This is a genomic window from Micromonospora sp. BQ11 (assembly GCF_052068135.1).
GTDB lineage: Bacteria > Actinomycetota > Actinomycetes > Mycobacteriales > Micromonosporaceae > Micromonospora.
Genome location: NZ_JBQHDB010000002.1, coordinates 98,459 through 110,768, shown reverse-complemented (window position 1 = coordinate 110,768; position 12,310 = coordinate 98,459). Strand labels below are relative to the sequence as shown.

Genomic DNA, 12,310 nt, shown 5'->3' with positions numbered 1-12,310 from the left:
GAGATGAGAAGCGAACGCGACCCGAGCAGCGACCGGGACATCGTCGCCGACGGTCGCAGCACGATCGGCGTCCCGCCGGAGAAGGGTCCGGCCGAACCGGCCGCGGTCACCCCGGCCGGGCCGGACGCAGCCGGCCGGGAGCCGCTGCTGGAGGTGGACCACGTCACGCTGCGGTTCGGCGGTGTGGTCGCCCTCGACGACGTCACCTTCACCCTGCACAAGGGGGAGATCCTCGGGCTGATCGGCCCGAACGGCGCCGGCAAGACGACCTGCTTCAACGCGATGACCGGCGTCTACCGCCCGACCGAGGGCGAGATCCGGTTCAAGGGCGAGCGGGTCAGCGGCAAGCGACGGTCGTGGATCACGAAGGCGGGCATCGCCCGGACGTTCCAGAACATCCGGCTCTTCCCGGAGATGACCGCGCTGGAGAACGTGATGGTGGGCGCGGACGTCCACCACAAGACCAGCGTGATCTCCGCGATGCTGCGGCTGCCGCGGCACTGGCGGGAGGAGCGCCAGGGCCGGGAGAAGGCCCTGGAGCTGCTGCGCTTCGTGGGCATCGAGCGCCGCGCCGGCGACCTGGCCCGCAACCTGTCCTACGGCGAGCAGCGCCGGCTGGAGATCGCCCGGGCGCTGGCCACGGATCCGTCCCTGCTGTGCCTGGACGAGCCGGCCGCCGGCTTCAACCCGGCGGAGAAGGAGGAACTCCTCGGCCTGATCCGGAAGATCCGTGACCAGGGCACCACGATCCTGCTCATCGAGCACGACATGCGCCTGGTGATGGGCGTGACCGACCGGATCGTGGTGCTGGAGTTCGGCAAGAAGATCGCCGACGGCCTCCCGGCCGAGGTCCGCGAGGACCCGAAGGTGATCGCCGCGTACCTGGGGGTGCCGACCGATGCTGCTTGAGATCAAGAACCTGACGCTGCTGTACGGGCGGATCCAGGCGCTGCACGGGATCAGCCTGACCGTCAACGAGGGCGAGGTGGTCGCGCTGATCGGTGCCAACGGCGCCGGCAAGACGACCACCATGCGGGCGATCTCCGGACTGCGTCCGGTCGCGTCCGGCTCGATCGTCTTCGACGGCACCGACGTCACCCGGATGCGCGCGGACCTGCGCGTGGTCCGGGGCATCGGGCAGGCGCCGGAGGGCCGGGGCGTGTTCCCGGGCATGTCGGTCACGGAGAACCTGGAGATGGGTGCCTACACCCGCCGGGACCGTGCCGAGATCGCCAAGGACATGGCGATGGTGCTGGACCTCTTCCCCCGGCTGGCCGAACGGCGCAAGCAGGCCGGCGGGACGCTCTCCGGCGGTGAGCAGCAGATGCTCGCGGTCGGTCGGGCGCTGATGGCCCGTCCGCGGCTGCTGCTGCTGGACGAGCCGTCGATGGGCCTGGCGCCGAAGCTGATCCAGCAGATCTTCGAGATCATCACGCGGATCAACGAGCAGGGCACCACCATCCTGCTGGTGGAGCAGAACGCCCAGCAGGCGCTGTCCCGCGCCCACCGGGCCTACGTGCTGGAGACCGGCCGGATCGTCAAGGAGGGCACCGGCCAGGACCTGCTGCACGACCCGGCGGTCAAGGAGGCGTACCTCGGCGTGGCCTGACCCCGTCGTACCGGGCCGGCGGCCGTCCACCCCTCGGGGCAGGGCGGCCGCCGGTCCGTTCGCGGTCGTCGACCCCGTCGTCCTGCGGGAATCGTCGTACCGGGTCAGTCCGGCCCGGAGCGGCTCAGCTCATCCAGGTAGCCGGCCAGCTCCGGGGTGCCGCGGTGACCCTTCTCGCGGTACGTCTCCAACGCGCTGGTCAACTCGACGACCCCGCTCTCGCGGTCGCCCCGGGCGATGTGGGCGCGGCCCAGTTCCTCGCGCGCCTCGGCCTCGATCAGCACGTCCCCGGCCAGCCGGGCCCGGGCGACGGCCTGCGCGCCGTACCGCAGGACGTCGTGCGGCTCGCCCCCACGGCGGTGGGTGCGGGCCAGGCCGACCAGGATCTCCGCCACGTCCCGTGGCCCGCAGCCCTCCTCGGCGATGGCCAGCGCGGCGGTGTAGTGGGCGTCGGCCTCCCGGTGCCGCCCCGCGAGGAGGTGGGCCTCGCCGAGGTTGCTGCGCACCAGCGCGCGCAGATGGGTGGCGTCGGTCAGGGTGCGGCTGTGCTCCTCGGCCTCGGTCAGCCGGCGGATCGCCTCCTCGGGCCGGCCGGCGTTGTTCATGATCGCGGCGAGGTTCAGCAGTGCCGTCGCCGCGCCGAGCCGGTCACCGCCGGCGCTGCGCAGCTCGTACGCCCGCCGGGTCCACCGCGCCGCCTCGTCGTGCCGGCCCAGCTGGCTGAGCGGAATGGCCAGCCGGCCGGCGATCAGCGCCTCGCCGACGTCGTCGCCGGCGTCCCGGGCGGCCCGCACGGCGCGGGTGTAGAGCTGCACCCAGCGGTCGCGGTGGTGCCGGCGGAACAGCCAGCCGTACAGGGCGGCGGCGATCTGCCAGGCGAGTCGGGGCTGGGCGGCGGCGGACGCCTCGACCGCGGCGATCAGGTTGTCCGCCTCCTGGTCGAGCCAGGCCAGCGCGGCGGCCGGGGTGGCGAAGCGGACCGGAGGGTCGGGCGGGCCGGAGTCGAAGTTGGCTCGCTCGGCGGGCCGCAGCGTACGGTCCGCCGCGTTGGCGGCGTCCCGGTACCAGGTGAGCAGGCGGACCGGGGCCGGGTCGTCGGCGGGCAGCTCGGCGGCGGCCCGCTCGACGGCGAAGAGCCGGACGAGGTCGTGCAACTCGTACTGGTCGGTGTCCAGCTCGTGCACGAGGTGGGCCGCGGTGAGGTGGGCGAGCAGCGACCGGACCCGGGCCGGGGGCAGGCCGGCCAACGCCGCCGCGGCGTCGGTCGACGGGCGCTGGCCGGGATGCCGGCCGAGCAGTCGGAACAGCGCCCGGGCCGGTTCGGGCAGGCTGCCGACCGAGACCTCCAGGGCGGCCCGCACGGAGACGTCCTCGGAGGCGAGCAGGCCGAGGCGGGCGTTCTCGTCGGCGAGCCGGTCGGCGAGTGCCCGGGCGCCACCGGCCGAGTCGAACCGGGCGGCGGCGATCCGCAGTGCCAGGGGCATCCGATCGCACAGCGACGCGAGCCGGCGCAGCAGGGCCGGGTCGGTCGACCGGGCGCGGCTGTCGCCGTCTCCTCGGGCGAGCAGCTCGCAGGCGTCGTCCTCGTCCAGGGAGGCCACCTGGAGCCGGGCGACGCCATGGCTGGCGACCAGGCCGTCCAGGCGGTGCCGGCTGGTCACCACGACCAGGTTGTCGCCCGCTCCGGGCAGCAGCGGCCGGACCTGCCCGGAGGTCGCGGCGTTGTCGAGCACCACCACCAGGGCCTGCCGGGCAAGCTCCGAGCGGTACCGGGCGGCCCGCTCCTCCACCTCGTGCGGGATGGCGTCGCCGGGTACGCCCAGCGCGCGCAGGAACCGCTCCAGCACCGCGGCCGGGGTGGACGGCTGGGCGTCGTCGGTGTCGCGCAGGTCGGCGTACAGGTGTCCGGAGCGGCCCGGCCGGCGGGACTGCTGGTGCGCCCACCGGAGGGCCAGTGCGGTCTTGCCGACCCCCGGCGGGCCGACCAGGGCGACCACCCGTGCGCCGGCGTCGGCGGTCCGGTCCAGCCGGTCCAGCTCGCGACGTCGCCCCACGAACCCGGCCGGCGTCGCGGGCAGCTGTGCCGGCGCCGCCCGCGCCGACGGCGAACCCGCCGATGCGGGCGTCGGGTTCGCCGGGCTGGCGCGGAGCAGATCGACGTGCAGGCGTTGCAGGTCCGGGCTCGGGTCGACGCCCAGCTCCGCGGCCAGCCGTCGGCGGTGCTGCTCGTAGGCGTGCAGCGCTTCGCCGGTCCGGCCGCAACCGGCCAGGGACTGCATCAGCAGAAGGGTGAGACGTTCCCGGCTCGGGTGCCGTGCCGCCAACGGGGCGAGTTCGTCGACCAGCGTCGCGACGGGGGTCCCGGACCGCAGCTTCGCCTCGTGCCACAGTTCGACGGCGGTGAGCCGGGCGTCCTCGAGCGCCTGCACCTCCGGCGGTGCGGGACGGTTCGGCAGCCAGCCGCCGAACGCCGGACCCCGCCACAGGTCCACCGCTTCCCGGAGCAGGTCGCGCCGGTGGCGCCAGTCGGGTTCGCCGTCGTCCTGTGCCCGGGTCAGCAGCCGGCGGAAGCGGTGGACGTCGACCGCCTCCGGATCGAGCACCGCCCGGTAGCCGTCCCCGGCGGTGACGATGGCGAGCTGGTCCTCGTCCAGGCCGGCGGCGGCGAGCGCGGCCCGCAGCTCGGAGATCCGTGAGTGGACCATGGACCGGGCGCTGCGGGGCAGCCGGTCCTGCCACAGCGAGTCCACCAGGTCGCTGGTCGGGACCATGCTGCCGGCCCGTATCGCCAGTAATCCGAGCAGCAGCCGATGCATCCGGCGGCCGGGCACGATCGGGGCGACACCGTGACGGATCTCGATCGGACCGAGCAGGCGGAGCTCCAAGGGCATCTCCGGGGCACTGCGGAACGGCGGGAGCGTCAGCCTAGTGCCTACCCGCCGCCCGTTCCCCGACGGACCGGTGGCCGGTCGATGGTCCCGCCCGGGCCGCCCCGGTGGCCGACAGCGCCGGGGCGCCGCCGTCGGCGCCGGCCGGGAGACGGACCCGAAGGGCGGACCGTTGTGGTCCGCCCACCCCCGTAGACAGGTCCGCCGCCCGTACCGTGCCACGCGGCAGTGGGCCTGCCGCGTTCGTCGCCGCCCCGTCTGCCACCGGGTTCCGCTGCCCGGAAGGTGCGTCAGAAGCAGCGGTAGGACTGGACGTAGATCCGGTTCACATTGGTGATCTTGTACCAGACGGAGCCGCGTCCACGCCGGTCGATCGTGGTACCGCTGGTGGTCATGACACAGTTGGCACCGACCTTGTAGGCGTCGGTGTCGTAGTACTTGGGGTAGCTGGACGAGGACTGCCCCGGCGTGAGGAACCATGCTGCCGGGTACGTCGTCGAGCTGACGCGGTTGTTGGTGCACGGGAGGTTGTCGCCCGCGTACGTCGATGCGGTGCCGCTCCAGCAGTTGGCGATGTACACGCCCGGTCCCGATGCGGCGTCGTTCTCCACGACCCCGCCGCAGCGCGGGGTGCTGCAGGTGCCGGCCGATGCGGGCGATCCGGCAGTGGCGAGAACCGATGCGGTGGTCCCCGCGGTCAGTGCGATGCTCAGCGCGATCTTTCGGAGCTTCATGAGCTGCGATCCTCTGTTCGACGGACTGTCGTTCAGGACGTGACGTCCGGTGGTCCCCGCGGCAACGGACGTCGCTGTGCCCGCCGAGCGTGCACAAGTCTTCTTCCCGTTTCCTTCCCGTCCCGGCGGGACCTCCTCCGCGGCGGTCCGGGCCATGTCAGGGACGGGGATGTCGGGCGTACGGACTAGAGTCGCTGCCGTGACAGCTACGACGCCGCGCCTGCTCCTCGTCGACGGACATTCCCTGGCATACCGGGCGTTCTTCGCCCTGCCGGTGGAGAACTTCTCCACCACGACGGGTCAGCCGACCAACGCGGTCTACGGCTTCACCTCGATGCTGATCAACGTTCTGCGCGACGAGCAGCCGACGCACATCGTCGTCGCCTTCGACGTCTCCCGCCACTCCTTCCGCACCGACCGGTACGCGGAGTACAAGGCCGGCCGCAGCGAGACCCCGACCGACTTCAAGGGCCAGGTCAGCCTGGTCAAGGAGGTCCTCGCGGCGCTGCGCATCCCGGTGGTGGAGAAGGAGGGTTACGAGGCCGACGACGTCATCGCCACCCTCGCCTGCCAGGCCCGCGACCAGGGCATGTCGGTGCTGATCACCACCGGTGACCGGGACGCCTTCCAGCTCGTCGGCGACCGGGTCACCGTGCTCTACCCGCGCAAGGGCGTCTCCGACCTGGCCCGGATGGACCCGGCCGCCGTCGAGGCGAAGTACGGCGTGGGCCCCGAGCGCTACCGTGACCTGGCCGCCCTGGTGGGCGAGACCAGCGACAACCTGCCCGGCATCCCGGGTGTCGGCCCGAAGACGGCCGCGAAGTGGATCAACGCCTACGGCGGGGTGGAGGGTGTCGTCGCCCGGGCCGACGAGATCAAGGGCAAGGCCGGCGACAGCCTGCGGGAGCGGCTCGCCGACGTGATCCGCAACTACGAGATCAACTGCCTGGTCTCGGACCTGGAGCTGCCGGTGCGTCCGGAGGACGCCCGCTGGCAGGGCTGGGACCGGGAGGCGGTGCACCAGGTCTTCGACACGCTGGAGTTCCGCATCCTGCGCGACCGCCTCTACCAGTACCTGGAGGCCGTCGAGCCGGAGGCCGAGGCGGGCTTCGACCTGACCGGCGAGGTGCTCGCCACCCCCGGTGCCCTCGCCGGCTGGCTGGAGACCCACGCCCCGGCCGGCACGCCGGTGGGCGTGGCCGTCAAGCTGGACACCGGGCCCAACCGCCGGCACACCGCCTCGATCAGCGGGATGGCCCTGGCGACGGCGGGCGGCGCGGCGGCGTGGTTCGACCCGGCCGGGCTGGAGCCGACCGACGAGGCGGCCCTCGCGGCGTGGCTGGCCGACGACACCCGCCCGAAGGTGCTGCACGACAGCAAGCCGGCTGTGCTGGCCTTCGCCGCGCACGGCTGGTCGCTGGAGGGGATCGCCCGCGACACCCAGATCGCGGCCTACCTGGCCCGCCCCGACCAGCGCTCCTACGACCTGACCGACCTGGCGCTGCGCTACCTGCACCGGGAGCTGCGGGTCGACGCCCCGGAGACCGGTCAGCTCACCCTCGACGGCCTGGGCGACGACGGCGCGGCCGAGCAGAACCTGATGCTCCAGGCCCGGGCCACCCTCGACCTGGCCGACGCGATCGACGCGGAGCTGTCCCGCGACGGCGAGCAGTCCGCCCGGCTGATGGCCGGTGTCGAGCTGCCCCTGATGCGGGTGCTGGCCGACATGGAGCGCGTCGGCATCGCCGCCGACACGCACTACCTCTCCGAGCTGGAGGCGCACTTCGCCGCCGAGGTGAAGGCCGCCGCGCAGGGCGCGTACGAGGCGGTGGGGCGGGAGTTCAACCTCGGCTCGCCCAAGCAGCTGCAGGAGATCCTCTTCGTCGAGCTGGGCCTGCCGAAGACCAAGAAGATCAAGACCGGCTACACCACCGACGCCGACGCACTCCAGTGGCTCTACGCGCAGAACCCGCACCCGGTGCTGGCCCACCTGCTGCGCCACCGGGACGTGGCGAAGCTCAAGACGACCGTGGACGGCCTGCTCAAGTCCGTCTCCGACGACGGCCGGATCCACACCACCTTCAACCAGACGGTGGCGGCCACCGGCCGGCTCTCCTCCACCGAGCCCAACCTGCAGAACATCCCGATCCGCACCGAGGAGGGGCGGCGGATCCGCCGGGCCTTCGTGGTGGGGGAGGGCTACGAGTGCCTGCTCACCGCCGACTACAGCCAGATCGAGATGCGGCTCATGGCGCACCTGTCGTCCGACGATGCGCTGATCGAGGCGTTCAACTCCGGCGCCGACTTCCACGCCGCGACCGCCTCGTCGGTCTTCGAGGTCGAGGTCGGTGCGGTCACCGCCGACCAGCGGCGCAAGATCAAGGCGATGAACTACGGCCTGGCGTACGGGCTCAGCGCCTTCGGCCTCTCCCAGCAGCTCGGCATCACCGCCGAGGAGGCGCGCGGGCTGATGGAGAACTACTTCGCCGGGTTCGGCGGCGTCCGCGACTACCTCCAGGAGGTGGTGGCCCGCGCCCGGCACGACGGGTACACCTCGACCATCCTCGGTCGTCGCCGCTACCTGCCGGACCTGGTCAGTGACAACCGGCAGCGGCGGGACATGGCCGAGCGGATGGCGCTCAACGCCCCCATCCAGGGTTCGGCGGCCGACGTCATCAAGGTCGCGATGCTGCGCGTCGACACCGCGCTGCGCGACGCCGGGCTGCGCTCCCGGATGCTGCTCCAGGTGCACGACGAACTGGTCTTCGAGGTCGCCCCCGGCGAGCGGGACACCCTGGAGGAGCTGGTGCGCCGCGAGATGGGTGCGGCGTACCCACTGTCGGTGCCGCTGGAGGTGTCCGTCGGCGAGGGCCGCGACTGGAACAGCGCCGACCACTGAGCCGGGCCGGTCAGCCCTTCAGCGGGTCGTGGCCCCAGTTCATCAGCGACCAGCGCCACTTGGTGTCGCGGACGTCCCCGGACGGCCGCTGCGCCATGTGCCGGTGCACGTAGCCGACCACCTTGCGCATGTGCGAGTAGTCGGCGGCGGTCAGGTCGGCGCGCTTGCGCCGGAGCAGCTCGATGATCCGGCGGCCGGACTCGTGGCCGACGGACTCGCCGCCGCCGGACCGGCCGCCCTTGTGCCAGCCGACCTGCTTGGACTCGTCGGTCTCCAGCCACGTCTTCAGCTCGCCCGGCTTCATGTTCACCGCCTCGGTGAACTCCCGGTAGATCTCCTGGTCGTCGTCAGCCCTCATGCCGGAGCGCCTCCGGTCGGTGCGCGACGTCCCGGCCCGAGTCGTCGTTGCGGATCCGGTACTGGGGGTCCTCCGGGGAGGCGTTCACCGTGTGCCCGCGTACGTGGGTCCGCTCGGTGATCTTCTCCTTGACCACGCCGTGGGCCCGGCCGCTGTGGCTGGCCCAGGAGACGTGGTCGCCCGTGTGGAACTCCTTCTCGGCCATGCCGGCGGGGTACCCCGCCGGGCCGGGCGGAAACGGTCGCCGGCCGCTAGGGGGTGATCTCGGTGATCGGCAGCTTGATGTCGAACGGCTCGGCCAGCTCGACCAGGTGGGCGCTGTCGGTCACCAGCTCGTACTGCCGCTCGCCGCCCGGCCCGATCCGCTCGCCGAGCCGGTACGCGTAGAGGTGCACCGGGTCCTGCTCGATGCGCCAGTAGAACGGGATGCCGGCGGCCGCGTACTCGCCCGGCTTCGCGAACCGGTCGACGCGCCGGGTGCCCGGCGAGACGATCTCGACGGCCAGGACCACGTCCGCCGGCCGCAGCCGGGACCGGTCGGACGGCAGCCCGGCGCGGTACAGCAGCACGTCCGGCTGTCGGCTCGTGTTGGGGCTCAGGCCGACTCCGACGGCCTGAGCGACTCGCAGGTGAGCTGGCGCGTGGGACCGGAGCCAGAGACTCAACAGCAACGAGATGTCCTGGTGGCCCAGGGTGGGGGAGGGTGTCGCCTGGATTACTCCGTCGACGAGTTCGACGCGGGGGGCGTCGTCCGGCAGGGCGAGCAGGTCCTCCAGCGTGTAGTCCGCACGCTGCTGCCGCATCGGGTCCGGACACCAGGGGCCAGGTGATGTCGGGACGGGCCCGGCGCTCATGCGGTGAGCGTACCGCCGGTGGGGGAGGCCCAGGTCGCACCAGGAGTGCGGCGGTCAGCCGGTCGGCTTCTCCGAGACGAAGATGGCGGTGCCGGGGAAGAGGCGCCCGCGCAGCGGGCTCCACTGCCCCCAGACCCCCTCGTGGTCCGCCGGCCACTCCGGTTCCACCAGATCGGTGAGGCGGAAGCCGGCCCCGACCAGTTCCCGGATCCGGTCGCCCAGGGTGCGGTGCTGCTCCACGTACGTGGCGACGCCGTGGTCGTCCTGCTCGACGTAGGGGGAGCGGTCGAAGTACGAGTGCACGGCGGTCAGCCCGCCCTCGCCCGGGTCGTCGAGGAAGATCCACCGCATCGGATGGGTCACCGAGAACACCCACCGGCCGCCCGGCCGCAGCACCCGGAACACCTCGCGCATGACCGCCGCCGAGTCGTCGACGAAGGGGATCGCGCCGAACGCCGTGCAGACCGTGTCGAACGCGCCGTCGGCGAACGGCAGGGCGAGGGCGTCGGCCTGCACCAGCGGCACGCGTACGCCGGTGCGGTCGGCGGCGAGCGCCGCGTGCCGCAACATGCCGGCGGAGAGGTCCAGCGCGACCGGCCGCGCGCCCTGGGTGGCGAGCCACCGCGCGGCGGCGGACGCGCCGCTGCCCAGCTCCAGCACCCGCCGCCCGTCCAGCTCACCCAGCAGGTGTACGTCGGCCTCCCGGACGCCCTCCGGACACCAGACGAAGTCCAGGTCGCCGAGGAAGGCGCCGTGCTCGGCCTGGTAGTCGTCGGCGTCGACGTCCCACCAGCCCCGGTTGGCGCGGCGTACCTCGGCGTCGCCGACCCGGCGGCGGGTCACCCTGCTGTCGTCGTCCACCCGCCCACGCTAGGCCCCGTGCCGGGTGACGCGGCCGGCCGGGCGGGAACGGTCGGCGCCGGCGTGTCGCGTGTCGGCGGGTCGGGGCACCCGCGACGACCGGCGGACCCCGCGACCAGCTCTGGTGGGGCTGGTGTGACGGACGTGACAGGTGATGCGAGGGGAGGGCGAAATCTCCGCTTTCGCAGGTGGCGAGGCAGCGAGGACCTGGGAGGCCTTGCACGCTGTGGTAATGCAGCGGGTAGGCTAGACGATGCGCTCGCGGATCGTGTGCCTCGGCAGGGAGCAGGTGCGCGGTCACCGGAGCCACTCAATGATCTTCACTTGCTGATCGTTCGGTGTGCCCGGCGGCGGATCCGCTGGCGCGAACAGGTCACCGCGACACCACGCCTGCTGTGACAACCCATCCGACCGGAGCAACCGCCCACATGACGAGCAGCATCGAGGCCCCCTCGAGCGCCACCCGGGTCACCCACGACGATCTCGGTTCCGAGGAGGCTTTCCTCGCCGCGATCGACGAGACCATCAAGTACTTCAACGACGGCGACATTGTCGAAGGCACCGTCGTCAAGGTCGATCGGGACGAGGTCCTGCTCGACATCGGCTACAAGACCGAGGGTGTCATCCCCTCTCGGGAGTTGTCGATCAAGCACGACGTGGACCCGGCCGAGGTCGTTTCGGTCGGTGACCACATCGAGGCCCTGGTCCTCCAGAAGGAGGACAAGGAGGGTCGTCTGATCCTCTCCAAGAAGCGGGCGCAGTACGAGCGGGCCTGGGGCACGATCGAGAAGATCAAGGACGAGGACGGCGTCGTCCGCGGCTCCGTCATCGAGGTGGTCAAGGGCGGCCTCATCCTCGACATCGGGCTCCGCGGCTTCCTGCCCGCGTCCCTGGTCGAGATGCGGCGGGTGCGCGACCTGCAGCCGTACGTCGGCCGCGAGCTCGAAGCCAAGATCATCGAGCTGGACAAGAACCGCAACAACGTGGTTCTGTCCCGCCGGGCGTGGCTGGAGCAGACGCAGTCCGAGGTGCGCACCGAGTTCCTCAACAAGCTGCAGAAGGGCCAGGTCCGCAAGGGCGTCGTGTCCTCGATCGTCAACTTCGGCGCGTTCGTCGACCTGGGCGGCGTGGACGGCCTGGTGCACGTCTCCGAGCTGTCCTGGAAGCACATCGACCACCCGTCCGAGGTCGTCGAGGTCGGCCAGGAGGTCGAGGTCGAGGTCCTGGACGTCGACCTGGACCGCGAGCGGGTCTCGCTGTCGCTGAAGGCGACCCAGGAGGACCCGTGGCGGCAGTTCGCCCGCACCCACGCGATCCAGCAGATCGTCCCGGGTAAGGTCACCAAGCTGGTGCCGTTCGGCGCCTTCGTCCGGGTGGACGACGGCATCGAGGGCCTGGTCCACATCTCGGAGCTGGCCGAGCGCCACGTCGAGATCCCGGAGCAGGTCGTCCAGGTCGGGTCCGAGGTCATGGTCAAGGTCATCGACATCGACCTGGAGCGCCGCCGGATCTCGCTGTCGCTCAAGCAGGCCAACGAGGGCTTCGTCGAGGGCGAGGAGCACTTCGACCCGACCCTCTACGGCATGGCCGCGACGTACGACGCCGAGGGCAACTACATCTACCCGGAGGGCTTCGACCCGGAGACGGGCGAGTGGCTCGAGGGGTACGACAAGCAGCGCGAGACCTGGGAGAACCAGTACGCCGAGGCCCGTCAGCGCTGGGAGGCCCACACCAAGCAGGTGCAGACCTCCCGGGCCGCCGACGCCGAGGCTGCCGCCAACCCGGCCCCGCCGGTGGCTGCCGGTGGCACCACCACCACCACCACGACCAGCACGGCTCCGAGCCGTCAGGCCGAGGAGCCGGCCGGCACCCTGGCCACCGACGAGGCGCTCGCCGCTCTGCGGGAGAAGCTCGCCGGCGGCAAGTGACCCGCTGAAGGACGAAGGGCCCCGTCCCCGCGATCGCGAGATCGCCGGGGGCGGGGCCCTCGCGTTGCCCGGAGAGCCCCGCGCCGCGCCGCCGCCGCGCCCTTGCCAGCCCGCGCCTGCGCCCGCGATCCCGCCCCGTCCCGTCCGGGTCGGTTTGGTGGGTGAGGTGGGATCCGGTT

At 72.3% G+C, this 12,310-nt stretch carries 9 protein-coding genes and 1 pseudogene; 4 read left to right on the top strand and 6 right to left on the bottom strand.

What is annotated here, in order from left to right:
- Positions 1 to 3 precede the first annotated feature (3 nt).
- Together ACTMSW_RS04490 and ACTMSW_RS04485 are read left to right on the top strand one after the other, a co-directional pair.
- Positions 4 to 909 (top strand): ABC transporter ATP-binding protein, encoded by a 906-nt coding sequence (locus ACTMSW_RS04490; RefSeq protein ID WP_441179148.1) that lies wholly within the window; start codon positions 4 to 6, stop codon positions 907 to 909.
- A complete protein-coding gene (locus tag ACTMSW_RS04485) occupies positions 899 to 1,609 on the top strand; it encodes an ABC transporter ATP-binding protein (RefSeq protein WP_441179147.1) in 711 nt (236 codons plus the stop codon). Before ACTMSW_RS04490 ends, ACTMSW_RS04485 begins: the two co-directional genes overlap by 11 nt.
- Positions 1,610 to 1,713: 104 nt before the next feature.
- On the opposite strand, the gene ACTMSW_RS04480 is transcribed toward ACTMSW_RS04485, so the two are convergent.
- On the bottom strand, positions 1,714 to 4,500 hold the full coding sequence (locus ACTMSW_RS04480; RefSeq protein ID WP_441179146.1) for a BTAD domain-containing putative transcriptional regulator: 2,787 nt from the start codon (positions 4,498 to 4,500) through the stop codon (positions 1,714 to 1,716).
- 287 nt (positions 4,501 to 4,787) lie between these two features.
- The gene (locus ACTMSW_RS04475) at positions 4,788 to 5,231 is read right to left on the bottom strand and encodes a hypothetical protein (protein WP_441179145.1); all 444 of its coding nucleotides are present in this window, start codon (positions 5,229 to 5,231) and stop codon (positions 4,788 to 4,790) included.
- A gap of 199 nt (positions 5,232 to 5,430) precedes the next feature.
- Here ACTMSW_RS04475 and polA point away from each other — a divergent pair, with 199 nt between their 5' ends.
- A complete protein-coding gene (gene polA / locus ACTMSW_RS04470) occupies positions 5,431 to 8,130 on the top strand; it encodes a DNA polymerase I (RefSeq protein WP_441179144.1) in 2,700 nt (899 codons plus the stop codon).
- 13 nt (positions 8,131 to 8,143) lie between these two features.
- On the opposite strand, the pseudogene ACTMSW_RS04465 reads toward polA, so the two are convergent.
- The 4 genes and pseudogenes from ACTMSW_RS04465 to ACTMSW_RS04450 form a co-directional block, all read right to left on the bottom strand.
- Positions 8,144 to 8,488, bottom strand: a pseudogene (locus tag ACTMSW_RS04465) (DUF3140 domain-containing protein); the annotation flags it as partial.
- Positions 8,478 to 8,693 carry a DUF2945 domain-containing protein gene (locus tag ACTMSW_RS04460; RefSeq protein WP_441179143.1) on the bottom strand — a complete coding sequence of 72 codons (216 nt, stop codon included), beginning with the start codon at positions 8,691 to 8,693 and terminating at the stop codon, positions 8,478 to 8,480. The pseudogene ACTMSW_RS04465 and the gene ACTMSW_RS04460, both read right to left, overlap by 11 nt.
- A 46-nt stretch (positions 8,694 to 8,739) precedes the next feature.
- On the bottom strand, positions 8,740 to 9,291 hold the full coding sequence (locus ACTMSW_RS04455) for a Uma2 family endonuclease (protein ID WP_441179142.1): 552 nt from the start codon (positions 9,289 to 9,291) through the stop codon (positions 8,740 to 8,742).
- Between the two features lie 105 nt (positions 9,292 to 9,396).
- Positions 9,397 to 10,203, bottom strand: coding sequence for a class I SAM-dependent methyltransferase (locus tag ACTMSW_RS04450; protein ID WP_441179141.1), 807 nt, complete (start codon positions 10,201 to 10,203; stop codon positions 9,397 to 9,399).
- Positions 10,204 to 10,631: 428 nt separating this feature from the next.
- On the opposite strand from ACTMSW_RS04450, the gene rpsA reads away from it, so the two are divergent.
- Positions 10,632 to 12,131 (top strand): 30S ribosomal protein S1, encoded by a 1,500-nt coding sequence (gene rpsA / locus ACTMSW_RS04445; protein WP_441179140.1) that lies wholly within the window; start codon positions 10,632 to 10,634, stop codon positions 12,129 to 12,131.
- Positions 12,132 to 12,310: the final 179 nt, after the last annotated feature.

Bases quoted from the DNA above. Each gene is read 5' to 3' on its own strand.
- ACTMSW_RS04490 (WP_441179148.1), top strand. From the start codon at position 4: ATGAGAAGCGAACGCGACCCGAGCAGCGACCGGGACATCGTCGCCGAC.
- ACTMSW_RS04485 (WP_441179147.1), top strand. From the start codon at position 899: ATGCTGCTTGAGATCAAGAACCTGACGCTGCTGTACGGGCGGATCCAG.
- ACTMSW_RS04480 (WP_441179146.1), bottom strand. From the start codon at position 4,500: ATGCCCTTGGAGCTCCGCCTGCTCGGTCCGATCGAGATCCGTCACGGT.
- ACTMSW_RS04475 (WP_441179145.1), bottom strand. From the start codon at position 5,231: ATGAAGCTCCGAAAGATCGCGCTGAGCATCGCACTGACCGCGGGGACC.
- ACTMSW_RS04460 (WP_441179143.1), bottom strand. From the start codon at position 8,693: ATGGCCGAGAAGGAGTTCCACACGGGCGACCACGTCTCCTGGGCCAGC.
- ACTMSW_RS04455 (WP_441179142.1), bottom strand. From the start codon at position 9,291: ATGCGGCAGCAGCGTGCGGACTACACGCTGGAGGACCTGCTCGCCCTG.
- rpsA (WP_441179140.1), top strand. From the start codon at position 10,632: ATGACGAGCAGCATCGAGGCCCCCTCGAGCGCCACCCGGGTCACCCAC.